This window comes from Streptomyces sp. ITFR-21 (assembly GCF_031844685.1).
GTDB lineage: Bacteria > Actinomycetota > Actinomycetes > Streptomycetales > Streptomycetaceae > Actinacidiphila.
Genome location: NZ_CP134605.1, coordinates 4,787,536 through 4,810,969, shown reverse-complemented (window position 1 = coordinate 4,810,969; position 23,434 = coordinate 4,787,536). Strand labels below are relative to the sequence as shown.

General features: G+C 75.1%; 16 protein-coding genes. 4 read left to right on the top strand and 12 right to left on the bottom strand.

Annotation, left to right across the window (positions count from 1 at the left end):
- Nucleotide 1 precedes the first annotated feature (1 nt).
- Entirely contained in the window at nucleotides 2-1,600 is a 1,599-nt protein-coding gene (locus RLT57_RS21675) for a TerD family protein (protein ID WP_311298948.1), read from the bottom strand.
- A gap of 230 nt (nucleotides 1,601-1,830) precedes the next feature.
- Nucleotides 1,831-2,427: a M48 metallopeptidase family protein gene (locus RLT57_RS21670; RefSeq protein ID WP_311298947.1), complete on the bottom strand. Its 597-nt coding sequence runs from the start codon at nucleotides 2,425-2,427 to the stop codon at nucleotides 1,831-1,833.
- Between the two features lie 230 nt (nucleotides 2,428-2,657).
- Between RLT57_RS21670 and RLT57_RS21665 the strand changes: the two genes are divergently transcribed.
- Together RLT57_RS21665 and RLT57_RS21660 are read left to right on the top strand one after the other, a co-directional pair.
- Nucleotides 2,658-3,815: a TOMM precursor leader peptide-binding protein gene (locus tag RLT57_RS21665; protein ID WP_311298946.1), complete on the top strand. Its 1,158-nt coding sequence runs from the start codon at nucleotides 2,658-2,660 to the stop codon at nucleotides 3,813-3,815.
- Between the two features lie 8 nt (nucleotides 3,816-3,823).
- Nucleotides 3,824-5,170: an ABC1 kinase family protein gene (locus RLT57_RS21660; RefSeq protein WP_311298945.1), complete on the top strand. Its 1,347-nt coding sequence runs from the start codon at nucleotides 3,824-3,826 to the stop codon at nucleotides 5,168-5,170.
- A gap of 37 nt (nucleotides 5,171-5,207) precedes the next feature.
- Here the strand turns inward: RLT57_RS21660 and RLT57_RS21655 are convergent, their stop codons facing one another.
- The 5 genes from RLT57_RS21655 to RLT57_RS21635 all read right to left on the bottom strand — a co-directional run bounded on the left by RLT57_RS21655 (nucleotide 5,208) and on the right by RLT57_RS21635 (nucleotide 9,221).
- Nucleotides 5,208-5,408 (bottom strand): hypothetical protein, encoded by a 201-nt coding sequence (locus tag RLT57_RS21655; protein ID WP_311298944.1) that lies wholly within the window; start codon nucleotides 5,406-5,408, stop codon nucleotides 5,208-5,210.
- A gap of 189 nt (nucleotides 5,409-5,597) precedes the next feature.
- On the bottom strand, nucleotides 5,598-5,933 hold the full coding sequence (locus tag RLT57_RS21650; RefSeq protein ID WP_311298943.1) for a hypothetical protein: 336 nt from the start codon (nucleotides 5,931-5,933) through the stop codon (nucleotides 5,598-5,600).
- A complete protein-coding gene (locus RLT57_RS21645; protein ID WP_399129898.1) occupies nucleotides 5,930-6,250 on the bottom strand; it encodes a WhiB family transcriptional regulator in 321 nt (106 codons plus the stop codon). The genes RLT57_RS21650 and RLT57_RS21645 overlap by 4 nt, the downstream gene beginning before the upstream one ends.
- Nucleotides 6,251-6,444: 194 nt before the next feature.
- Nucleotides 6,445-6,807 (bottom strand): hypothetical protein, encoded by a 363-nt coding sequence (locus tag RLT57_RS21640; RefSeq protein WP_311298941.1) that lies wholly within the window; start codon nucleotides 6,805-6,807, stop codon nucleotides 6,445-6,447.
- A gap of 137 nt (nucleotides 6,808-6,944) precedes the next feature.
- Nucleotides 6,945-9,221 (bottom strand): ATP-dependent DNA helicase UvrD2, encoded by a 2,277-nt coding sequence (locus RLT57_RS21635; RefSeq protein WP_399129108.1) that lies wholly within the window; start codon nucleotides 9,219-9,221, stop codon nucleotides 6,945-6,947.
- Between the two features lie 300 nt (nucleotides 9,222-9,521).
- Between RLT57_RS21635 and RLT57_RS21630 the strand changes: the two genes are divergently transcribed.
- Nucleotides 9,522-9,776 carry a glutaredoxin domain-containing protein gene (locus RLT57_RS21630; protein ID WP_311298940.1) on the top strand — a complete coding sequence of 85 codons (255 nt, stop codon included), beginning with the start codon at nucleotides 9,522-9,524 and terminating at the stop codon, nucleotides 9,774-9,776.
- A 106-nt stretch (nucleotides 9,777-9,882) separates the two neighbouring features.
- On the opposite strand, the gene nudC is transcribed toward RLT57_RS21630, so the two are convergent.
- From nudC to RLT57_RS21605, 5 genes are all read right to left on the bottom strand, one after another.
- On the bottom strand, nucleotides 9,883-10,830 hold the full coding sequence (nudC, locus tag RLT57_RS21625) for an NAD(+) diphosphatase (RefSeq protein WP_311298939.1): 948 nt from the start codon (nucleotides 10,828-10,830) through the stop codon (nucleotides 9,883-9,885).
- Between the two features lie 166 nt (nucleotides 10,831-10,996).
- Nucleotides 10,997-12,469, bottom strand: coding sequence for a M20/M25/M40 family metallo-hydrolase (locus RLT57_RS21620; protein ID WP_311298938.1), 1,473 nt, complete (start codon nucleotides 12,467-12,469; stop codon nucleotides 10,997-10,999).
- A gap of 145 nt (nucleotides 12,470-12,614) precedes the next feature.
- Nucleotides 12,615-16,067, bottom strand: a complete 3,453-nt coding sequence (locus tag RLT57_RS21615) for an ATP-dependent DNA helicase (RefSeq protein ID WP_311298937.1) — start codon at nucleotides 16,065-16,067, stop codon at nucleotides 12,615-12,617.
- A gap of 190 nt (nucleotides 16,068-16,257) precedes the next feature.
- Nucleotides 16,258-19,614, bottom strand: a complete 3,357-nt coding sequence (locus tag RLT57_RS21610) for an ATP-dependent helicase (protein WP_311300796.1) — start codon at nucleotides 19,612-19,614, stop codon at nucleotides 16,258-16,260.
- Nucleotides 19,615-19,830: 216 nt separating this feature from the next.
- Complete coding sequence (locus RLT57_RS21605; protein ID WP_399129105.1) at nucleotides 19,831-20,199, bottom strand: MGMT family protein; 369 nt, start codon at nucleotides 20,197-20,199, stop codon at nucleotides 19,831-19,833.
- Between the two features lie 89 nt (nucleotides 20,200-20,288).
- Between RLT57_RS21605 and RLT57_RS21600 the strand changes: the two genes are divergently transcribed.
- Nucleotides 20,289-23,348, top strand: coding sequence for a flippase-like domain-containing protein (locus RLT57_RS21600; RefSeq protein ID WP_399129103.1), 3,060 nt, complete (start codon nucleotides 20,289-20,291; stop codon nucleotides 23,346-23,348).
- Nucleotides 23,349-23,434 lie beyond the last annotated feature (86 nt).

Genomic DNA, 23,434 nt, shown 5'->3' with positions numbered 1-23,434 from the left:
GTCACACCTCGTAGGGCTGGACGATGATGAAGTTGCCGGGCGCGCCGCGGAACTGGAGGTTCACGGTCTCGCCGCTGTGTCCGGGGTACGCGGTCCGGCGCAGCCGCACCTGGCTGGAGACGATCACCTGTGCGGCGGAGGACCAGGCGACGACGGCATTGCTGTCGGCGTAGGTGGTGGGGGTGACCGGCAGGACGACCGGTGTGCCGTGGGTCTTGACGATCACCGTGCCGGTGCCCTGGAACTGCATGGTGAACAGGGCGCCGCCGGGGATGCCGTGGCCCTCGATCCGGCGCACCTCGTGCTGGAGGCTCTCGTCGAAGGCGAGGACGTTCTCGGCGGAGACGCAGATGGCGTCGCCCTGCAGCTCGATGGGGTGCAGATAGGCGGCGTTGTCGGCGTAGAAGACCTGGCCGGCGCCGGTGCAGCGCATCAGCTGCATCTCCTGGCCGGTCATGTTGCCGATGACGCGGCCCTTGAAGCCGGCGCCCTTGTAGCTGAAGTCGACCTTGCCCTGGTAGAGGATCATGGAGCCCTGGCGGGCCAGTACGGGCTGGCCGCCGCCCTGGCTGAGGTCGGCGCGGACCATCTTCGGGTTCTGCAGTGCCCAGCGCTGGCCGGTGGGCAGTTCCTTGTACTTCTGCATGGCGGCGGCCAGGCCCGCGCCCCGGGTGGGGATGGGGGCGGCCGGTGCGGCGCCGAAGCCGGGGCCGGGCGGCTGACCGTATCCGGCGGGTGCGCCGGGCGGGGCGGTGGGCGGCGGGACCTGGCCGAACGGCGGCGCGCCGGGCGCCGGGACCTGGCCGAAGGGGGGTGCACCCGGCGGGGCGACGGGCGCGACCATGGTGGGCGCCTGGTGCACATTGGGTGCGGGCGCGCCGGGCGGCGGGGCGAAGCCCTGAGCGGGGGCGCCGAACCCGGGGGCCGGGGCGGGCGGGGGCGCCGGGGCGCCGAAGGCGGGCGCGGGGGCCGGCGCTCCGGGGGGCGGCCCGAAGCCGGGGGCCGGCTGCGGGGTCGGGCCGCCGGGCGGGGGCGCGAAACCGGGGGCGGCCTGCGGCGGAGCGGGCTCCTCCTCGGCGACCTCGCCGCCGAAGTTCTGCAGCAGCGCGGCGAGTCCGCCGTCGAAGCCCTGGCCGACCGCGGCGAACCGCCACACGTCCTTGAGGTAGATGTCGGCGAGCATCACGGCCCGCTCGGTGCTGAACTCGGCGCCGGTGAAGGCGTACCGGGCGACCTCCTGGCCGCCCGCGACGATCCGCAGGTAGCCGGGAGCCACCTGCGCCATCCGGCCGTCGCCGTCGATGGTCGCGGTGAACGACAGCCGCCGCACGGCGGGCGGGATGCGGTCGAGGGTGACCCGGAAGGACTCGGTGTCGCCGGACTGCGCGCCGAGCAGCTGGATGGACTCCTCCGGCGACTTCGGCTGGTTGAAGAAGATGAAGTACCGGTCGTCGGAGAGCTTTTCGTCGGCGTCGAGTCCGAAGCAGCTGATGTCGAAGGTCAGACCGGGGCCGGCGATCTGCACGCCGATGTAAAGGTCCGTGCCCGACGTGAGATCGCTGATCTTGGCCTTGTGGCCACGCTGGAATTCCCTGGCCATGGTGCGACCGTCCCCCATCCCCTCAATGCCGCTTGTGCGTTGTGCGTTGTTCGCCGTGCGCGGTGGTGCTTTGCGATGTCGTGTGTGCGTGGTGCCGATGTCCGCGATGTGTGCCGGCCGTTCGCGCGTACTGCCGGTGACAACTGCCGGTACGCGCTCCTGGTGTGTGGCGTCAGGCTAACCGGTCGGACCGGCAGCGGCTATTCCCTCACGCTATTGCCCCGGTGCCGTCATTCGCCCCGGGTGCCGTCCAGGTCCCGCTGCGGATCGGGCAGCCGGTCCACCGCGTCCACGCCCTCCAGATACCCGCGGGCCCGCTCGGTGCGCGGATAGCTCTCCAGCAGCTTCCAGAACAGCGGGCCGTGGCCGGGTACCAGCAGGTGGGCGAGCTCGTGCAGGAGGACGTAGTCGATGACGTATTCGGGCATGCCGCGCAGCCGGTGCGACAGGCGGATGCTGGCCTCGGCGGGGGTGCAGGAGCCCCAGCGGGAGTTCTGGTTGGTCACCCAGCGCACCGTGTCGGGGACGGCCCGGCCGTGCAGATACTGCTCGGACAGGCGTTCGGCGCGCGCGGCCAGCTCGTCGTCGCCGGGCATCCGGCGGCTCTCCTGGGCGGCGAGCTTCTCCAGCATCACCGCCACCCAGCGCTGCTCCTCGGCTGCGGACATCCGCGCCGGGATCAGTACGACCGTGCGGTCGCCGTCCCGGTAGGCGGAGACCGTACGGCGCCGACGGGCGCTGCGGCGCACCTCCACGGCTCCGGCGCCACTCCTCCGGAGGCCGCGGGTGGGCTGACTGGCGAGGTCGGGCGCTGGATCGGCGGACACGTCTCGACGTTACCCGCTGGGCGCGGCGGAAGTCCCGCCCCCAGGCCGGTTGATCCGGAAATCACCTCGGTTCGTACGCATATTGAACGACTATTGCTCACAGTCTGTGGATAACCCCGCGGCGGATCGTGCGCACTTCGGCATTCTGGCATTGCGCGCTCACGGAGCGTGAGTGCTGCTTTCCCATCGGGCGGCCGGTCCGATGAAGTCGCCGGGAACGGAGAATGATCATGCGTCCGATGTTGAAGAGCGCGCTGCGGCGGTGCTGGCGGGACCGCGAAAGCGTGCAGTTCGGAATGGACCCCGCGCACGCGGTCGTGCTGGAACCGGTGGACGGCGCCGCGGCCGGTTTCCTCGACCTGCTCGACGGCACCCGCGGCGCGGTCGCCCTGACCCGGGACGCGGGCGCCCTCGGTATCGGGCCGGACGGGGTCAGGCGGCTGCTCGGCCTGCTCGCGGACGGCGGTGTGCTGGACGACGCGAGCAGTCACGCGGGGCTGGCCGCCGCCATGCGGCACCGCGCCCCGGCGCTGGACCGGCTCCGGCCCGACCTCGCCGCTCTTTCCGTCGTCCATCCCGGCCCGGGTGGCGCCGCCGCCCGGATACGGCACCGGCGGGCGTCCCGGGTGCGCGTCCACGGCGCCGGACGGGTGGGGTCCGCCCTGGCCGCCGTGCTGTCGGCGGCCGGCGTGGGTGCGGTGGACCTGATCGACACCGGCCGGGTGGAGCCCTGGGACGCCACCCCCTGCGGCATCCCGGCCGACCACATCGGCGACCGCCGGGACGCCGCCGGCCGCGGCGCGATCCGCCGGGCGGCGCCGGAGCCGCGCGGGACACCGAAGGGGGTGCCGCGCACGGCGGGTGGGAGGCCGCGGGCGCCGGAGCCGCGACGGCCGTGCGCGGCGGAACCGCCGGGCGCGACCGTCACCGTCCTGGCCCCGCGGGACGGCATCGACGCCTACGCGCCCGAGGTGGGTGAGGCCCGCCGACTGGTGGTGGCGGGGGTGCCGCACCTCTACGCGGGCGTGCTGGAGGGCACGGGCATGGTGGGCCCGCTGGTGCTGCCGGGGCGGACCGGGTGCGGTGAGTGCCTGGGGCTGCGGCTGGCGGCGGAGGATCCGGCGTGGCCGCGGATGCTGGCGCAGCTCCGATCGGGGCGGCCGCCGGGGGTGCCGGCCTGCGACATCGCGCTGGCCACGACGGTGGCGGGCCTGGCGGCGTCACACGTACTGGCGTATCTGGACGGGCGGGTGCCGCCGAGCGCGGGAGCGCGGGTCGAGCTGTCCCTGGGGCGGCTGTCGTCGCGGGTACGTCCCCTGCCGGCGGACGCGCGCTGCGGCTGCGGAGCCGGGGAGAGGCACAATGGCCACGTGACCGATGGGAAATGAGGGGGCGCATGTCTGATCTTCCGCGCAAGGCGGTGACCCGCACCGCGAAGCTTGCGGCGCTCCCTCTGGGATTCGCCGGGCGGGCCACGCTCGGGCTCGGCAAGCGCCTGGGCGGCCGGCCCGCCGACGAGGTCGCCACCGAGCTCCAGGAACGCACCGCCGAGCAGCTCTTCAAGGTGCTCGGTGAGCTCAAGGGCGGTGCGATGAAGTTCGGGCAGGCCCTGTCGGTCTTCGAGGCGGCGCTGCCGGAGGATGTCGCGAGCCCGTACCGGGCGGCGCTGACCAAGCTGCAGGAGGCGGCGCCGCCGCTGCCGGCCCGTTCGGTGCACAAGGTGCTGGCGGAGCGGCTGGGCACGGACTGGCGTTCGCTGTTCACCGAGTTCGAGGACGCCCCGGCGGCGGCCGCGTCGATCGGGCAGGTGCACCGGGCGGTGTGGAGCGACGGGCGACGGGTGGCGGTGAAGGTCCAGTACCCGGGGGCCGGGGCTGCGCTGCTGTCGGACCTGGCGCAGCTCGGCCGGGTGGCGCGGCTGTTCGGCCCGCTCGTTCCCGGGATGGACGTCAAGCCGCTGCTGGCGGAGTTGCGGGAGCGGGTCGCGGAGGAGCTGGACTACGGCCTGGAGGCCGAGGCCCAGCACACGCACGCGGCGGAGTTCGCCGACGACCCGGACATCGAGGTGCCGGACGTGGTGCACCAGGCGGACCAGGTGCTGGTCACCGAGTGGATGGACGGAGTGCCGCTGTCCGAGGTGATCTCGGGCGGCAGCAAGGAGATGCGGGACCGGGCGGGGCAGCTGCTGGCGCACTTCCTGTTCGCCGGGCCGGCCCGCACCGGGCTGCTGCACGCCGACCCGCACCCGGGCAACTTCCGGCTGCTGACCGACGACGGGCCGGCCTCGGGCTGGCGGCTGGGAGTGCTGGACTTCGGCACGGTGGACCGGTTGCCGGAGGGACTGCCGCTGCCCATCGGCACGACACTGCGGCTGGCGCTGGCCGGGGACGCGGAGCAGGTGTACACGCTGCTCCGCGAGGAGGGCTTCGTGAAGCCGGCCATCGTGCTGGACGCGGACGCGGTGCTGGACTATCTGCAGCCGATCATCGAGCCGGCCGGGCGCGAGGAGTTCACCTTCGAACGGGCGTGGATGCGGGCGCAGGCGGCCAGGATCGCGGACCCGCGCTCGCCCGCCCACCAGTTGGGCAAGCAGCTGAACTTGCCGCCGTCGTATCTGCTCATCCACCGGGTGACGCTGAGCACCATCGGGGTGCTGTGCCAGCTGGGCGCGACGGTCCGGCTGCGGGAGGAGCTGGGCGAGTGGCTGCCCGGTTTCGCGGGAGGCGCCGGGAAATCCGGCTGAGCGGGCGAGCCGGGGTGCGCGGGCGAGCCGGGGTGCGCTACCACCAGGCGGAGTCGAGCCGCCCCTCGATGCTGCGCAGATGCCGGCGGGCGCAGTCGACACAGAAGTAGACGCGGCCGCCGTTCTCCACGGAGCAGGTCCAGGTCACGGGCAGGCCGTCGGCGGTGTGGCCGCACCGGGCGCACGTGGTCGTGGGCGGCGCGGTCGTGGGCGTGGTCTGAGAAGTCTGCTGATCCACTGGGCGACGATACCTCCGCGCATACCGGGCATGTCACCGCATCGCACTCCCGGGACCGGTCGGTTTCGACCGGTCCCGGGGGATCGTAGGAGGTCAGCGGCGGTATGAGCGCTCCGGCTACTGCCGGGGAGGGCTTACTGCGTCCTGGTTACGGCCGTGCGTTCCATCCGGCGGGCCGCGGCGGGGACGTTACTGCATGACGGCCATGGCCAGCGCCCGGCGGGCGCGCAGCGAGGCGCGTTCGGCGCGGCGCTGGAGTCTGCGGGCGGCGAGCAGGTGGAGCGCCCTGCGTTCACTCTCCGCCTCCTGCAGGCGCTGTTGCATTCGGGCACGTGCCAGGGCTTCTGGCATGAGTTGCATTTCGAGGTTCCTGTTCTGCTGGGAGGCCAGGGTGTCGGAGGGGCGGACGGGGAGGTCGCCGGGAGTGGGAGTCATGGGGGCCTGATTCTTCGGGTCGTGGTTCTTGGGATCGTGGGTCAGCGGGCGGTCGATCGTGCCGGGGGTCCGGGTCTTCCTGGTGTTCATGCCGCGACCGCGTTCTTGCGCGGGCGACCGCGGGGCCGCTTGCGGGGTACGACCACACCCTGGATGAACAGCTCGCCGCCCCAGACACCCCAGGGTTCGCGGCGGTCCTTGGCACCGGCGAGACAGGCTTCGCGGACCGGGCAGGTCTGACAAAGGGACTTGGCGTACTCGACGTCGGCCGGGGACTCCGCGAAGAAGACCTCGGGGTCGTAGGTCCGGCACGGGACGGGCACGCCGAGTCGCTCGATCTCGTCGTCGAGTTCGGTGAGGGGCAGCAAGGTGGTCTCCGAGGGAGGCTGGGCGGGAGGGTGGCTCAGGTCGGGGTTGGGTCCGGACGTTTCGTGCTGGGTGATGTGCACGGTTGGTTCGTTCCTCGTCTGTCGGTCCGGCCGGTCGGCCGGGCTTCGGTGCTTCCTGTCCGGGCGGGACGGGAAGCCGGCTGGAGAAAACAGAAGGGCCGCGGATCCCGGTCTGGGATTCCGCGGCCCTGAGGTGCCGACCTGATGCGCTGTCAGGCTGGATCACTCCAGGGTTCGAGCCCGCGGAAGGCCCACTTCGTACCGTGCTGCTGCGTCTTCTGCTGTTCGGTGAACGCGTGTCCGTTGAGCGCCTGTCCATTGGCGGCGTTCGCGCCCTTGGCGGTACCGGCGCCGGCGCCGTTGGCCGCCGCCGCAAAGGCATAGGCCGACGCCTGTGCCGCTGCCGCCGCTACCGCGGACGCCTGGATCGGTCGCTCGCTCCGGTCACGCACGGGCAGTGCCGGCATGACCAGGGAGGTGGCGGACAGACCGGTGTCCCGCAGCGACATGCCGAGCGGGCAGGCGGCGATGACCGAACGATCGGTCATTTTGGCGGTGGTCATCAGGCTGATCATCGGGGTCGCCTCCTCTCGGCGTCTCGTAAGGGCGGTGAACCGTACTCGGTTAGTACATCACGCTCGGGCGGACTCTTGGAAGGGCCGTTCCCGTTCGTGCTCAGGAAGGCTATGGGGACTTCCGCGGGATGCGCAAACTATTTTTCGGCTTCTTCTTCGGAGGATCCGGCGGGCGCCGCGAGACCCGCCGCGGCGGGCTCCGCCGGGGGCCCGGCCTGCGCGTCTTCCGCTTCACCCGATGCTCCGGAGGCCGCAGCGGCGCCGGGTTCGGCGCCCGCGACCAGGGCCAGCACGTCCGCCCCGAACTTGTCGAGCTTGCGGGCGCCGACACCGGCGATGGAGGTCAGTTCCGCTTGGTCCGACGGCTGCACCTCGGCGATGGCCAGCAGCGTCTTGTCGGTGAACACGCAGTAGGCGGGCTGCCCGAGCAGTTTGGCCTGTTCGCCCCGCCAGACCCGCAGCCGTTCGTAAAGACCCTCGTCCAGGTCGGAGGGGCAGTCCTCGCAGCGCATCAGCTTGATCTCGCCGGCCTCCGACAGCGTGCGCCCGCACACGCGGCACTGCACCGGGCCGCGCCGCTTACGGCCGCCGCCCTGGCCGCGCTCCGCACCGCCGCTGCCGCCCGCCGCGGTGCCGCGGGCGCCGCGGGGCGCCGAACCGGGCCGCAGCCCGTCCAGGAAGCGGGAGGGGCGCCTGCCGCCGCGCCCGCCGGGAGAGCGGGACAGCGCCCAGGACAGGGTCAGGTGGAAGCGGGCCCGGGTGACGCCCACATAGAGCAGCCGGCGCTCCTCCTCGACCTGCTCGTCGGTCTTGGCGTAGGTGATGGGCAAGGTGCCCTCGGTGAGGCCGACGAGAAAGACGGCGTCCCACTCCAGGCCCTTGGCGGCGTGCAGCGATGCCAGGGTGACGCCTTCGACGGTCGGGGCGTGCTGGGCGTTGGCGCGCTCGTCGAGTTCGCCGACGAAGTCCGCGAGCGTGGCGGCGGGCCGGGCGGCGGCGAAGTCCTCCGAGAGCCGGACCAGGGCGGCCAGCGATTCCCACCGGTCGCGTACCGCGCCGGAGCCGGCCGGCGGTTCCGAGGCCCAGCCGCGCGAGCTGAGCACGTCCCGCACCTGCTGCGGGACGGTCTGGCCGGCGTCGTCGGGGTCGGCGGAGGCGCGGGCGGCGCCGCGCAGCAGCATGCCCGCCTCCCGTACCTCCGGCCGTTCGAAGAACCGCTCGGCGCCGCGCAGCTGGTAGGGGACCCCGGCGTCGGCCAGCGCCTGCTCGTACACCTCGGACTGGGCGTTGATCCGGTACAGGACGGCGATCTCGCTGGGCCGCACCCCGGAGTCGATGAGCTGCTTGATCCGGCGGGCGGCGCCCTCGGCCTCCGCCGGCTCGTCGGCGTACTCGGTGTAGGCGGGCTCGGGTCCGCTCTCCCGCTGCGAGACGAGTTCGAGCCGGTGGGCGGCGGCCTGGCCGCGGGCCTTGCCGAGCAGGCCGTTGGCGAGGCCCACCACCTGGGGGGTGGAGCGGTAGTCCCGGACGAGCTTGACGACGGTGGCGTCCGGGTGACGGCCGCGGAAGCCGAGCAGGAAGTCGGGGGTGGCGCCGGTGAAGGAGTAGATGGTCTGGGAGGCGTCGCCGACCACGCAGAGGTTGTTGCGGCCGCCGAGCCACAGGTCCAGCAGCCGCTGCTGGAGCGGGCTGACGTCCTGGTACTCGTCCACCACGAAGTGCTGGTACTGGGAGCGGACGGCGTCGGCCACGTCGGGGCGGTCCTGGAGCACGCCGACGGTGAGCAGCAGCACGTCCTCGAAGTCGATCACCCCGCGGTCGCGCTTGAGCTGCTCGTAGGTGGTGTAGATACGGGCCACCTCGGCGGGGTCGCGGGGCACGTCCCGGCCGGTCTTCGCGGCGGCGGCCGGGTACTCCTCGGGGACGGTCTGGGTGACCTTGCACCACTCGATCTCGCCGGTGACGTCCCGGAGTTCGTTGCGGTCCAGGCGGATCCGGCAGCGCGCCCCGGCCTCCGCGACGAGCTGCACCTTGCGCTCCACCAGCCGGGGCAGCTCGCCGCCGACGGCGCGCGGCCAGAAGTACTGGAGCTGGCGCAGCGCCGCGGAGTGGAAGGTGCGGGCCTGCACCCCGCCCGCCCCGAGCTGCCGCAGCCGCCCGCGCATCTCCCCGGCCGCCCGCGCGGTGAAGGTCACCGCGAGCACGGTGGAGGGTTGCAGTATCCCCGCGCGCACCCCGTAGGCGATCCGGTGGGTGATCGCCCGGGTCTTGCCGGTACCGGCCCCGGCCAGCACGCACACCGGCCCGTGCAGGGCCGTGGCGACGGCGCGCTGCTCGGGGTCCAGGCCGTCGAGCACCGCGTCCGCGGAGTCGGGCATCGCGGGGAAGAGCGAGTGGTGGGTTGTCGCAGTCACCCCGCCACTCTGCCAGGTCGCGCCGACAGCCCGGAGAAGTTGTCCACAGCCGCTTCCCGGCGGGGCTCCGGCAGGGACCCCGTCCGGAGCCCCGGGGGCCGCCCCGGCGCACCCCCGGCGCACCCAGGCGCGGCACACCCGGCGCGCTCCCCGGCACCCCGGCGCACCCCGCGCCGCCGGCCCGCGGCCCGCGTCCCGCCACGGGCCCCTGCGCGCGACGCCCGCGGCGAACCCCGGAATGCGCCGACCGCCCCGCGCGTTCACGCAGTAGCAGATTCCCGGAACGAGGAGTGAACACCGATGTCGGGCAACGTGACCATGTACAGCACCTCCTGGTGCGGCTTCTGCCGTCGGCTCAAGACCCAGCTGGACCGCGAGGGCATCGCGTACACCGAGATCAACATCGAGGAGGACCCGGCGTCCGCGAAGATCGTGGAGGAGGCCAACGACGGGAACCAGACCGTGCCCACGCTGCTGATCTCGTCGCCCGCCGGCACGTCCACGACTCTCACCAACCCTTCGGTCGCCCAGGTCAAGCAGGCGCTCGCCGCCTGACCCCGCTTCCCGGCCGCCGGACCCCCGGTACAGCGCGCTCCGTGCCGCGCGGCGCGGCGTCACCAGGCCCCCCGCCCGCACGGGCGGGGGGCCTGGTCGTGCGCGGTCAGCGCGGCGTGCCGCCCTGCCGGGGCAGCGGCTTGCCGTACCAGAGCTCGATCAGCCGGGCCGCGATGGAGATGCCGAACGGCGGCAGGACCTCGCCGGAGTCGAAAGCGGCGCGCAGGTCCTCGCGGGAGAACCAGCGGGCCTCGTGGATCTCCTCGCCGTCGACGTCGATCTCGGAGGTGGTGGCGCGGGCCATGAAGCCGAGCATCAGGCTGGACGGGAACGGCCAGGGCTGGCTGGCGACGTACTCCACCTCGCCGACCACGATGCCCGCCTCCTCCAGGACCTCCCGGCGTACCGCGGCCTCGATGGACTCACCGGGCTCGACGAAGCCGGCCAGGGTGGAGAAGCGGCCCTCCGGCCAGTGGACCTGCCGGCCGAGCAGCGCGCGGTCCTCCTCGTCGGTGACCAGCATGATCACCGCGGGGTCGGTGCGCGGGTAGTGCTCGGCGCCGCAGGCCGGGCAGCGGCGGATGTGGCCCGCGGCGGCGATGACGGTGCGTTCGCCGCAGCGGGAGCAGAAGCGGTGCAGGCGCTGCCAGTTCTCCAGGGCCACCGCGTGCACCATCAGGCCGGACTGGAGGGGCGAGAGGAGGCCGCCGATCTCGCGCAGGCCCGCCGGGCGGGCCTCCTCGTCCATCCGGCCGGGCAGCGCGTCCTTCTGGAGGGCGAAGTAGCGCACGCCGTCGGTCCGGTCGATGCCCAGGAAGTAGCGGTGCATCTCGGTCTCGGGGGCGTCGAAGGCCGGGGTCATGACGAGTTCGGTGCGGCCGTCGTCGCTGTCCTGGACCAGCACCTGTCCGCCGGAGACCACGAACACCCGGGTCGTGGGGTGGCTCCAGGCCGCCGCCAGCCACGCCTCGTCGAGGCGGTGGTGCGCGGCGCGGTCCACACCCACATGGGTGAGGGCCAGCGGCTGGGCTGTCGTGTCGAGACGTCCGGTCAAGGCTGCTTCCTGCTCCTCGTCGAAATCATGGAATTGTCGGACTTCATGAGCTTCCCGGGCTCCGGGGTCTCCGCAGGCCGCGCAGACCCCGCAGACCCCGCGGCCTGCGCGGCGGCCCCGGACCGCGCGGCTTCCGCGGGGACCGCGGGCTTCGCGCCGCCCGCGCTCACGCCGTCTCCGGATCCGCGGCCGGCTCCGAAGCGCCGCCCGTCTCCGGACCCGGACCCGGACCCCGGCCCACGGCCAGCTCCGCCCACAGATAGGCGGCCGTCTCCGCTCCTTTGAAGAGCAGGTCCAGCTCCACCTTCTCGTCCACCGAATGCCAACCGTCGGACGGCACGGAAATTCCCAGGAAGAGCACGGGAGCGCCCAAAACGTCCTGGAGGTCCGCGGCCGGCCCCGAGCCGCCCTCCCGGGTGAAGCGGACCGGCTGCCCGAAGGCGCGGCTCATCGCCCGTACCAGCGAGCGCAGCGCGGGATGGTCGAGCGGCGTCAGGCACGGCCGGGTGCCGCCGCCCCAGAAGTCGAGCCGGTGCCGGATGCCGGCGGGCAGCCGCTCGGCCACCCAGTCCGTGAAGAGCCGCCGGATCCGGGCGGTGTCCTGGCCCGCCACCAGCCGGAAGGAGAACGCCACCTCGGCGGTGGCCGGGATGACGGTCTTGCCGCCGGGGCCGCCGTAGCCGCTGTGGATGCCGTTGACCTCCGCGGTGGGCCGGGCCCAGACGCGTTCCAGGGTGGTGTGGCCGCGCTCGCCGAGGACGGCGTGGGACGCCGCGGCACGCAGCCAGGCGGCCTCGTCGAAGGGCAGCTCGGCGAACAGCTCCCGCTCCCGGTCGGTCAGCTCCACCACGCCGTCGTAGAAGCCGGGGACGGCGACCCGGCGGTCCTCGTCGTGCAGGGCCGCGACCAGCCGGGCCGCCTCGGTCGCGGGGTTGGGCACGCCGCCGCCGAAGGAGCCGGAGTGGATGTCCTGGTCGGGCCCGTACAGCAGGAGCCGGCCGTCGACCAGCCCGCGCATCCCGGTGCAGACGGTCGGGGTGTCCTCCGACCACATGCCGGTGTCCGAGACGACCACCGTGTCGCAGGCCAGTCGCTCGGCGCGGGCGCCGACCAGCTCGGTGAAGTGCGGCGAGCCGGACTCCTCCTCGCCTTCGACGAGCAGTTTCACGTTGACGGCGGGCGCCGTGCGACCGGTCGCGGCCAGGTGCGCGCGCAGGGCCAGGGTGTGCAGCAGGACCTGGCCCTTGTCGTCGGCGGCGCCGCGGGCGTAGAGCCGGCCGTCCCTGGCCACCGGCTCGAAGGGGTCGTGCCGCCAGCCGTCGGACCGGGCGGCGGGCTGGACGTCGTGGTGGCCGTAGACCAGGACGGTGGGCGCGTCCGGCTCGCCGCTGGGCCACTGCGCGAACACCGCGGGGGCGCCGGAGGTCGGCCAGACCTCGGCGACCGGGAAGCCGGTGCGGCGGAGCGCGGCGGCCAGCCACTGCGCGCTGCGGAGCAGGTCGCCGGCCCGTTCGGGGTCCGCGGAGACGGAGGGGATGCGGAGCCACTCCGCGAGGTCGTCCAGGAAGTCCGTGCGGTGGGCGTCGAGATACGCCCGCACCGCGGGGTCCGGGACGTCGTTGTCCGGGGTCGGGCTCATGGGTACGAGCCTAACCGCCCGCCGGGGGCGGCCGACCGGCGCCCTGTGGCGCGGGAGGCGGCCCGGCCACGCCGCGCGACGGCCCCGACGCGCCGCCTCCTCGCGCGCTGTCCCGGGACGCCTGCCCGGCGTCCTGGGGCGTCCGTCACGTCGGCGGGGCGCCGGGGCCGTCGCGCACGCCGGGGCCGTCGAGCAGCCGTTCCAGGGCGGCCCGGTCCGGGAGGCCGGAGGGGCGGACCACCTCGCCGGTGCGGATGTGGAGGAACGCCGCTCCCACCCGGTCCAGCGGGACGCCCTGCTGCTCGGCCCAGGCGAGGCGGTAGACGGCGAGTTGCAGCGGGTCGGCGGTCGCCGGGTCGCGGCCGGTCTTCCAGTCCAGCAGGTCGTAGCCGTCGCCGTCGCGGTAGACGGCGTCGATACGGCCCCTGATGAGGCGCCCGGCCAGGGTGATGTGGAAAGGCTCCTCCACCCGGTACGGGGGCCGGTCGGCATAGGGCGTGCGGAGGAAGGCGTCCTTGAGGGCGGTGAGGTCGTGCTCGTCGGCGATGTCGTCGCCGGGCTCGACGCCGGGGAGGTCCTCGGGGCCGAAGAGCGGGCGGGTGTCGAAGCGGGACTCGACCCAGGCGTGGAAGCGGGTGCCGCGGCGGATCGCGGGCGTCGGCGGGCGCGGCAGCGGCCGGGCCAGCTCGCGGGCCAGGCCGTCGGGGTCGGCGGCCAGCCGCATCAGCTGGGTGGCGGTCAGCGAGGCGGGCAGCGGTACGTCCCGCACGGTGGCCCGCGCCCGCCGCAGCTCCCCGGCGAGGGCGTCCAGGTCGCGGTCCCAGGCGGCGACGAGCCGCGCCTCCTCCGGAACGAGCCCTTCCGCCCCCTCGTCGTCAACCCCGGCGGTCCCGTCCGCGGTCTGCCGGCCGGCAGCGCCGTCGGCCGTCCGCGCGCCCTCAGTGGCGGCCGCGGCCGCCCCCTCGCCCTCCTGCGGGGCGGACCCGGCGGCCGGGGCGGAACCCACCGCACCCGCTTCCCCGCCGGCCGGCCCGGCCGCCTCCTGCGTCTCCCGTGCATCCCGCGCCCTCCGCGGGCCCGGCACCCCCGCGTCCCGCAGTCCGTCCAGGTGCGCCAGCACCGACTTCGCGGCCCGGCGCCGCATGCCCAGAGCCTCCGGGTCCAGCGGGAGCGGCCAGGGCCGCTCGGCGACGGCGTCCAGGGCGGGGTTCGCCTCCTCCTCGCCCGGTTCCGGTGCCCAGTGGTCGATCTCCCCGTTGCCCGCCTCGCAGTGCTCGCGCAGCGCCTCCAGGAAGGCCGAGGGGCCGAAGCGCGCCTTCTGGGTGGGCCCCCACCAGTGGCCCGAGCCCAGCAGCAGGGAGCGCGGCCGGGTGAAGGTGACATAGCCGAGGCGGAGCTCCTCGATGCGCTGGTGCTCCTTCATGGCGGCGCGGAAGGCGTCGAGCCCCGCCTTGGTCCACTCGGGTACGTCGGGGAGGGTGGCCGCGTCGCCGCGCAGGCCGTGCGGCAGCACCTTGGCGTTGACCGGCCACAGTTCGCGGCCCCGCTCGCTCGGGAAGCCCTTGGCGACCAGGCCGGGCACGACCACGACGTCCCACTCCAGGCCCTTGGACTTGTGGGCGGTGAGCACCTTGACGGTGTTCTCGCCGCCCGGCAGCGAGCTGTCCAGGCCCTTCTCGTACTGCACCGCGGTGTGCAGGAAGCCGAGGAAGGCCAGCAGGGTCGCCTCGCCGTCCAGGGCGGCGAATCCGGCGGCGACGTCGAGGAAGGAGTGCAGGGTCTCCCGGCGCCGGGCAGCCAGCGCGTGCGGGGACGCGGACAGCTCCACGTCGAGACCGGTGGCGGCCAGCACCCGGTGCAGGACGTCCATCAGCGGGTCGGCGAGCGCCCGCCGCAGCTCCCTGGTCTCGGCGGCCAGCCGGGCGAACCGGACCCGGGCCTCGGCGGAGAACGGCAGCTCGTCCCCCGGCTCGGCGTCGAGGAACGTCTCCAGCGCGTCGGCCAGCGAGACCACCTCGGCCGGGTCGGTGCCCTCGACGGCCGCCGCCAGCGGATCCGCGTTCCCGGACGCGCCGCCCCCCGACCGCACGAGCTGCCGGGCGCGGCGGCCGAGCAGGGCCAGGTCCCGGGGGCCGATCCGCCAGCGGGGGCCGGTCAGCAGCCGGACCAGCGAGGCGTTGGCCGTCGGGTCGTGCAGCACCTCGCAGGTGGCGACGAGGTCGGCGACCTCGGGCAGGTGCAGCAGCCCGGACAGGCCCACCACCTCCACCGGCACGTCCCGGGCGACGAGCGCGGCGTGGATCTCCGCGAACCGGCCGGCCGTACGGCACAGCACGGCGATCTCGCCGGGCGGCGTGCCGGTGGCCACCAGGTGGGCGACGGAGTCGGCGAGCCAGCGCGTCTCCTCCTCCTGGGTGGTCAGCAGGGCGCAGCGCACCTGGCCCTCGCGTTCGGCGCCGGGCGCGGGACGCAGCGCCCGCACTCCTTCGTGCCGGGCCCGCAGCTCGGCGGCCAGGGTGTTGGCGAGGTCCAGCAGCCGGCCGCCGGAGCGCCGGTTCTCCTGGAGCGCGTACCGGTCGGCCGGGCGCCCGTCGGCGTACGGGAAGTGCCGCGGGAACTCGTCGAGGTTGGCGACCGAGGCGCCCCGCCAGCCGTAGATCGCCTGGCAGGGGTCGCCGACGGCGGTGACCGGGTGGCCGGTGCCGCCGCCGAACAGCCCGGCCAGCAGCAGCCGCTGGGCCACCGAGGTGTCCTGGTACTCGTCGAGCAGGACCACCCGGTACTGCTCGCGCAGGATCGCCCCGACCTCCGGCCGCTCCTGCGCCAGGGCCGCGGACAGCGCGATCTGGTCGCCGAAGTCGAGGAGTTCCCGGCGCTGCTTCTCCTGCCGGTAGGCCGCGGCGAGTTCCGCGAGGTCGCGGCGGCCGGCGACCGCCTGCTGCACGTCCCGCACCCAGGCGAAGCCGCGGTCGGCCGGGTCGAAGGCGGCCAGTTCCGCGGCGAGCCCGGTGTCGTACGCCCTTAGGCGCTCGGCGGGCACCAGGTGCTCGGACAGTTCGCCGGACAGCGCGAGCAGGTCGGCGACAAGGGCGGGCAGCCCCTTGGTGAGCGCCGGGTAGGGGCCGGGCGCCGAGCGGAGCACCCTGGCGGCGAGTTGGTAGCGGGTGGCGTCGGCGAGCAGCCGGGCGGTGGGTTCCAGGCCGATCCGCATGCCGTGGTCCTTCAGCAGCCGGCCGGCGAAGGCGTGGTAGGTGGAGATCAGCGCCTCGCCGGGCGGCTGCTCGGCCTCGCCGGGGCCCGGCGGCAGCGGATCGGGGTCGGTGACGCCGGCTTGGACCAGCGCTCTGCGGACCCGCTCGGACAGCTCGCCGGCCGCCTTGTTGGTGAAGGTCAGACCCAGTACCTGCTCGGGCGCCACCTGCCCGGTGCCGGCCAGCCACACCACGCGCGCGGCCATGACGGTGGTCTTCCCCGAGCCCGCGCCGGCCACGATCACGCCCGGCGCGGGCGGCGCGGTGATGCACGCCAGCTGCTCCGGGGTGAACGGGATCCCCAGCAGCTCTTTCAGCTGCCCGGGTCGGGTGATGCGGGTTGCCACCCTGGTGAGGCTATCCGGCCCGGCCGACAACAGGCGGCGGGGCCAGGTTGCGCCGGCCGGACGCGGACGCCGGACCGGCGGGCCCCGCGCCCGGTGGACCGGCCGGGCGGCCGGGTCCGCGCCCCCGCCGACCGGGCCGGCGGCCGGGGCCGGCCCGCGGCTGACCGGGCCGTTCGCCCGGCCCCGCGCGCTACTCCACGACGTGCCGCCCCTCCGGCCGGGCCGTGCAGCTGGCCCGGAAGGCGCAGTGCGCGCAGTGCTGGCCGGCCGCCGGGGTGAAGCGCTCGTCCAGTACCCGCCCGGCCGCCTTCGCCAGCAGTTCCTCGGCCCACCTTCCGTCCGGGCCCTCCAGGGGCGCCTGCCGCTGTACGACCGGCAGCGCGTCCCCGCCGTCCCGCTTGGCGGCCCCGAGCCGCAGTTGGACGAGTTCGGCGCCGCCCGCCGGCGGGCGCTCACCGCCGAAGAGCGAGTCGACGGCCCCTTCCCGTACGGCCAGCTGGTAGACGGCGAGCTGCGGGTGGCGGGCGACCTCGGCGGCGGTCGGCCTGGCCCGGCCGGTCTTGAAGTCCACGACGTACGCCTGGCCCCCGGCGTCGGTCTCCACCCGGTCCATGCTGCCGCGGATACGCACACGGGCCCCGCCCGCGCCGAGGGTGACGTCGAAGTCGTGCTCGGTGCCGACGGCGGTCCGGCCGCGTTCCATCACGTGCCAGCGCAGGAAGCGCTCCAGGGCGGCGCGGGCGTTGTCCTTCTCCTGGAGGGACTTCCAGGGCGCGTCGAAGGCGAGCGCGTCCCAGACGGAGTCCAACCGGGTCATCAGCACGTCCAGGTCGGCGGGGGTACGGCCGGAGGCCACCTCGTCGGCCAGGACGTGCACGACGTTGCCGAAGCCCTGTGCGGTGGTCGCGGGCGGTTCCGCCTTGACCTCGCGGCCCAGGAACCACTGGAGGGAGCAGGTGTTGGCGAGCTGGTCCAGGGCGCTGCCGGACAGCGCCACCGGCTGCTCCCGGTCGCGCAGCGGCACCTCGGAGCGGGTCGGCTCGTACAGGCCCCACCAGCGGTCCGGGTGGGCGGCCGGGACCAGGGCGTGGCCGTCGTCGGTCAGCGCCGCCAGCCGGGCCAGCCGCCGGGCCGCGGCCTCCCGCAGCGCCGGGGAGGACTCGGGGTCCACGGTGGTGGCGCGCAGTTCGGCCACCAGCGCGGCCACGGCCAGCGGGCGGCGCGGGCGGTGGGCGATGTCCTGCGGCTGGACGCCGAGTTCGGCCAGGAAGCGGGAGGGCTGGTCGCCGTCGTCCGCGGCGGCCTTCACCGCGGTGACCAGGAGGCGTTCGCGGGCCCGGGTGGCGGCCACGTAGAACAGCCTGCGCTCCTCGGCCAGCAGCGCGCCCTGGGTGAGCGGCGGCGCGAGGCCGTCGGTCCCGATCCGGTCCGCCTCCAGCAGGGAGCCGCGGCGGCGCAGGTCGGGCCAGACGCCCTCCTGGACGCCGGCCACCACCACCAGGCGCCATTCCTGGCCCTTGGCGCGGTGCGCGGTGGTCAGCCGTACGGCGCCGGGCCGTACGACCGCGCCGGTCCGGGTGTCGGCGGCGATGTCGAATGCGGACAGCTCCTCGATCAGGTTCAGCGCGCCCCGGCCGCCGGTGCGCTCCTCGGCGCGGGCCGCGGTCTCGAACAGCGCGACCACCGCGTCCAGGTCGCGGTCGGCGTTGCGGCCGGCCGGGCCACCGCGCACCGCCGAGCGCTCCAGCCGGGCGCTCCACGGCGAGCCCGTCCACAGGCCCCACAGCGCCTCCTCCGCAGTGCCGCCGGCCGCCAGCGTCCGGTGTGCCTCCTTCAGCAGCCGGCCCAGCCGCTGGGCGCCGCGGGCGTACGCCGGGTCGTGCGCGGTCAGCAGCTCCGGCCGCGCCACCGCCTCGGCGATCAGCACGTCGGAGGGGCGCGGCACGGCCCGCCCCGCGGTGCGTTCCTCCTCCCGCAGCGCCCGGCCGAGCCGCCTGAGGTCTGCGGCGTCCATTCCGCCGAGCGGGGAGGCCAGCAGGGTCAGGGCGTCCTCGACGGTCAGCTTCAGGGCGGGGGGCTCTTCCTCGCGCCCGTTTCCGGGCCCCTGCGGGGGCGCCGGGTCGGCGCTCCGGGCGCCCCCACCCGCGGCCTTTCCCGGCCCGTCCGCCGTCGTCGGGGTGCCGTCCGGCGCCGGGTCGGCCGCCGCCGCGCGGGCGGGTCCCGGCGGTTCGGCCAGCGCCGACTGCGCCGCGACCCGCAGCGCCAGCAGCACGGGGGCGACGGCGGGCTCGGCGTGCAGCGGGGCGTCGGTGGCCTGGAGGTCGACCGGGACGCCCGCGGCGGCGAGGGCGCGGCGCAGCGCGGGCAGGGGGGTGCCGGAGCGGACCAGGACGGCCATGTCGCGCCAGGCGAAGCCGTCTTCGAGGTGGGCGCGGCGCAGAATGTCCGCGATGGAGTCGATCTCGGCACCGGGGGTCGGATAGGTGCGGACCGCCACCGCGCCCGGGGCGTCGAGCCGCGCCCGGGGCGCCCGGTGCGGGCGGGCGGCGGCGGCCGGCAGCCGGGGCGGCGGCATGCGGTCGGTGAGGTGGCGGGCGGCGGCTAGCAGCGGGGCGGCCCGGCGGGCGGCGGTGAGCACCCGGACGGGCGCGGGCCGGCCGCCGGCCTGCGGGAACCGCCCGGGGAAGTCGAGGATGCCGTTGACGTCGGCGCCCCGGAACGCGTAGACGGACTGGTCGGGGTCGCCGAAGGCGACGAGGGTGCGGCCGCCGCCGGCGAGCGCCAGCAGCAGCCGGACCTGGGCCGGGTCGGTGTCCTGGTACTCGTCCACGTACACCGCGTCGTAGCGGGCGGCCTGCTCGGCGTGCACCTCGGGGCGGCGGAGCAGCCGGACCGCCCGGTGCGCCAGTTCGGTGTAGTCCAGGACGCCCTGCAGGTCGGTGACGTCGAGGTACTCGGCGAGGAAGTCCGCCGCCGCCCGCCAGTCGGGGCGCCCGGCGCGGTCGGCGAAGGCGCGCAGCGCGTCCGGCGCGAGGCCGAGTTCGCGGCTGCGGGCCAGCACCGCGCGGACCTCGTCGGCGAAGCCCCGGGTGGTCAGGGCGGCCCGCAGGTCGTCCGGCCAGCGCACGTGGGCCCGCCCGTCGCGGGCCTGCCCGGCCTGTCCGGCGAGCAGTTCGCGGACCAGCAGGTCCTGCTCGGGGCCGGACAGCAGCCGCAGCGGTTCGGCGTAGCGGTCGGCGGGCTGGTGGGCCCGCAGCAGGCCGTAGCTGAAGGCGGGGAAGGTGGTCGCCTGGGGCCCTTGGGTGCCGAGCCGCGCGGCCATCCGCTCCCGCAGCGCGAGCGCCGCCCGGTGGTCGAAGGTCAGCACGAGGATCCGCTCGGGCGGGGTGCCGGCCCGCACCCGCGCGGCCACCGCCTCGACGAGTGTCGCCGTCTTGCCGGTACCGGGTCCGCCCAGGACCAGCAGCGGTCCCCACGGGTGCTCAACCACTGCCCGCTGGGACGCGTCCAGCACAGGGGGCGCGGCGAGCAGCACCGGCGTGCGCACCAGCCGGTAGCCTCCGACGCCCGGGGTCGTCGCGTACGGCGTGCCCGGCGGGTCGAGGACGGCGCCTGCCGCCGCGGCGGTCGACGGAGAAGAGGGATTCACGTGTGCAGCCGGTTTCGTGGTGGTCGGGCGGTGTGTTCGGGTACTCCGGACGGGCGGGCGCGGGCATGATCGGGCCCCGGACGGCGGAAGCTGGATGACATGACCTTCCGGCCGTCACCCGCCACCGCCGCCGTTTGGCGGGCTCCCGCCGTCCCAGCGGGCCCGGCGCATGTCGACCCGCGGCAGGTGTCCCTCGGCGGCCGGGCCGGACTCCCGCAGCGGCGTCCCCTCGGCCCGGTACGCGTCCAGGGCGCGCAGTTCGTGGCCCGGCAGCAGTACGCCGTCGGCCCGCACGACCCGCCACCACGGCACGCCGCCGCCATACAGGGCCAGCACCCGGCCCACCTGCCGGGGGCCGCCCCGGCCGACCCATTCCGCCACGTCGCCGTAGGTCATGACCTTGCCGGGCGGGATCAGGTCGGCCGTGTCGAGCACCCGTTCCGCGTACTCGCCGGGCGTCCCGGAATCGTACTCGTCGCTCATCCCGCCCATCCTGCCGCAGACCGCCGACAGCGGGGGGTTACGGTACCGATCGCCCGGCCGTCGTGCCACCATCGTCCGGGCGGTGACTGGTGATACGAGATCAAGAGGAAACCACGGGGGACAGGCAGGGCGCTGAGGAGGCCGGAGAGGCCCCCCGCGCCCAGGCGCCGCTGCCCGCGTCCGGCGGGCCCGGCGGGCCCAAGGGCGGCAGCAACGGCGGCGGCGCGGCCAAGGGCGCCGGGCCCGGTACCGGCTCCCACCGGGCGCCGCTCGGCCCGGCCGGCCGCCGCAAGAACTCCGGCGCGAAGAGCTCCGCGACGAAGGACGCCGGCACGGGTGCCCGCGAGGGCGGCGCCCCGGCCAAGGACGCCGGCGCGGGCGCGCTGAGGGACCGGGGCGAGGACGCCCGCAAGGACCCCGGCGAGGACTCCGGGATGTCCAGACAGCCCGGGGGGCCCGGGACGTCCGGGCGTCCTGAGGGCGCCGGCGGGAGCCACGACGCCGACAGCGAGGCGTGCAAGGAGGCGGCGGTCGAGGCCGGCGCCACCCGGCTGGCCGTGTCCGGCGACGAGCCGCTGCTCGCCGCCCGCGTGCACCGCCCCGCCGACCTGGTCCGCTTCATCTCCGGCCTGCTCGGCCTCGCCCTGGTGCTGGCCGTCGCCGGGTTCGCGCACGCCACCACCACCGGCCTGGAGACCGACATCTCCAAGGGCGCCAGCCACGCGCCCGACGCGCTGGCCTCCTTCGCCGGCCTGACCGCGAGCATCGCCGTACTGATCGTCCCGGTCGCCTTTGCCGTCGAGCGGCTGATCAAACGCGACGGGCTGCGGATCGCCGACGGCGTGCTGGCGGCCGTACTGGCGCACGGCGCGGCCCTGGCCACCGACCTGTGGGTGAGCGACTCCGCACCGCACGCGATCCGCGAGGCGCTGTCGCACAGCGCGCCGTCCGGCATCGGCATGACCGACCCCGTACACGGCTACCTGGCCCCGGTCATCGCCTACGTCACCGCGGTCGGGATGGCGCGGCGCCCGCGCTGGCGGGTGGCGCTGTGGTTCGTGCTGCTGCTGGACGCCTTCGCGGTGCTGGTCGGCGGCTACACCACCCCGTTCTCGATCGCGCTGACCGTGCTGATCGGCTGGACGGTCGCCTACGGCACGGTGTACGCGGTCGGCTCGCCGAACGTCCGGCCCACCGGGCAGAACCTGCTGGCGGGCCTGCGCCGGGTCGGGTTCGCGCCGCTGACCGCCCGCCGGGTGCTGGAGAACAGCCCGGAGAACGCCGACTCCGACCGCGGCCGGGCGTACCTGGTCACCTTGGAGGACGGGCCGCCGCTGGACGTCACCGTGGTGGACCGGGAACAGCAGGCGCACGGCTTCTTCTACCGGATCTGGCGGCGGCTGTCCCTGGTCGGCGGCATCACCCAGCGCCGCAGCCTGCTGTCGCTGCGCCAGGCCCTCGAACAGGAGGCGCTGCTGGCGTACGCGGCCATCGCGGCCGGTGCCAACGCGCCCAAGCTGATCGCGACCTCGGAGCTGGGCCCGGACGCGGTGATGCTCGTCTACGAGCACATCGGCGGCCGGCGGCTGGACGCGGTGGCCGACCAGGAGGTGACCGACGAGCTGCTGCGCGAGACCTGGACGCAGGTGCGGGCCCTGCAGTCGCGGCGGATCGCCCACCGGCGGCTGGTCGGCGAGTCACTGCTGGTGGACCGCAACGACCGGGTCTTCCTGACCGATCTGCGCGGCGGGGAGATCGCGGCCGGCGACATCGTGCTGCGGATGGACATCGCCCAGCTGCTGACCACGCTCGCGCTGCGGGTGGGCCCGGAGCGGGCGGTGGCCTCGGCGCTGGCGGTGCTCGGCCCGGACGCGGTGGCGGCGTCCCTGCCGCTGCTCCAGCCGATCGCGCTGAGCCGGGCCACCCGCGGCCGGCTGAAGGAGCTGGCCAGGGCGCGGGCCCAGCGCGAACGGGACGCGGTACTGGCCGCGACGGCCGCCGGCCGCGAGGCGCGCGAGCACAAGCACGCCCAGGGGACCCAGGACGCCGAGGACCCCAGCCTGGTCAGGTCGGTGTCCAAGGCGCAGCGGAAGGCCGCGGACAAGGCCGAGAAACGGGCCCTGGAGGACGCGCTGGAGGAGGCCCGCGAGGAGGACCTGCTGTCGCGCATCCGCCAGCAGGTCCTGCTGATCCGCCCGCAGGCCCCGGTCGAGCCGGTCCGCCTGGAGCGCATCAAGCCGCGCACGCTGATCACGGTGATCGCGGGCGCCTTCGCCGCGTACTTCCTGCTGTCGCAGCTCAGCTCGGTGCCGATCGGCGACGCCGTCCTCAACGCGGACTGGCGCTGGGCGGTCATCGCGGTCCTCGGCTCGGCGGCCAGTTACGTGGCCGCGGCGGGTGCGCTGTCCGGTTTCGTACCGGAGCGGCTGTCCCTGCTGCGTACGGTGCAGGCGCAGGTCGCCGGGTCGTTCGTGAAGCTGGTGGCGCCGGCCGCGGTCGGCGGGGTGGCGCTCAACACCCGCTACCTGCAGAAGGCGGGCGTCCGGCCGGGGCTGGCGGTGGCCAGCGTCGGCGCCTCGCAGCTGGTGGGGCTCGGCTCGCACGTGGTGCTGCTGATGACGTTCGGCTTCATCACCGGCACCGAGAAGACGCCCTCGCTGTCGCCGTCCCGGACCGTCATGGCGGGTCTGCTCACCGCGGGTGTGCTGGTGCTGGTCGTCACCGCGGTGCCGGTGCTGCGAAAGTTCGTGTCCACCCGGGTGCGGGCGCTGTTCGCCGGGGTGGTGCCGCGCATGCTGGACGTGCTCCAGCGGCCCGCCAAGCTGCTCACCGGCATCGGCGGCACGTTGATGCTGACGGTCTGCTTCGTGATCTGCCTGGACGGCTGCGTCCGCGCCTTCGGCGGCCACCTCAGCTACGCCGCCATCGCGGTGGTGTTCCTGGCCGGCAACGCCCTCGGCTCCGCCGCCCCGACCCCCGGCGGCGTCGGCGCGGTCGAACTGGCCCTCACCGGCGGCCTCATCGCGGCCGGCCTCCCCAAGGAGGTCGCCACCCCGGCGGTCCTGTTCTTCCGGCTGCTGACCTTCTGGCTCCCGGTCCTGCCGGGCTGGGTGTCCTTCAGTCACCTCACCCGCAAGGGCGCGCTCTAGGACACACGGGCACCCGTAAGGGGTGGCACCCACGGGGTGCCACCCCTTACGCGGAACGCGCGGGACCTGGCGGACGAACGCGGCCG

What these genes read in the sequence shown, in the direction of transcription:
- RLT57_RS21675 (WP_311298948.1), bottom strand. Translation starts at nt 1,600, where the DNA reads ATGGCCAGGGAATTCCAGCGTGGCCACAAGGCCAAGATCAGCGATCTC.
- RLT57_RS21665 (WP_311298946.1), top strand. Translation starts at nt 2,658, where the DNA reads ATGCGTCCGATGTTGAAGAGCGCGCTGCGGCGGTGCTGGCGGGACCGC.
- RLT57_RS21660 (WP_311298945.1), top strand. Translation starts at nt 3,824, where the DNA reads ATGTCTGATCTTCCGCGCAAGGCGGTGACCCGCACCGCGAAGCTTGCG.
- RLT57_RS21650 (WP_311298943.1), bottom strand. Translation starts at nt 5,933, where the DNA reads ATGAACACCAGGAAGACCCGGACCCCCGGCACGATCGACCGCCCGCTG.
- RLT57_RS21640 (WP_311298941.1), bottom strand. Translation starts at nt 6,807, where the DNA reads ATGATCAGCCTGATGACCACCGCCAAAATGACCGATCGTTCGGTCATC.
- RLT57_RS21630 (WP_311298940.1), top strand. Translation starts at nt 9,522, where the DNA reads ATGTCGGGCAACGTGACCATGTACAGCACCTCCTGGTGCGGCTTCTGC.
- RLT57_RS21620 (WP_311298938.1), bottom strand. Translation starts at nt 12,469, where the DNA reads ATGAGCCCGACCCCGGACAACGACGTCCCGGACCCCGCGGTGCGGGCG.
- RLT57_RS21605 (WP_399129105.1), bottom strand. Translation starts at nt 20,199, where the DNA reads ATGAGCGACGAGTACGATTCCGGGACGCCCGGCGAGTACGCGGAACGG.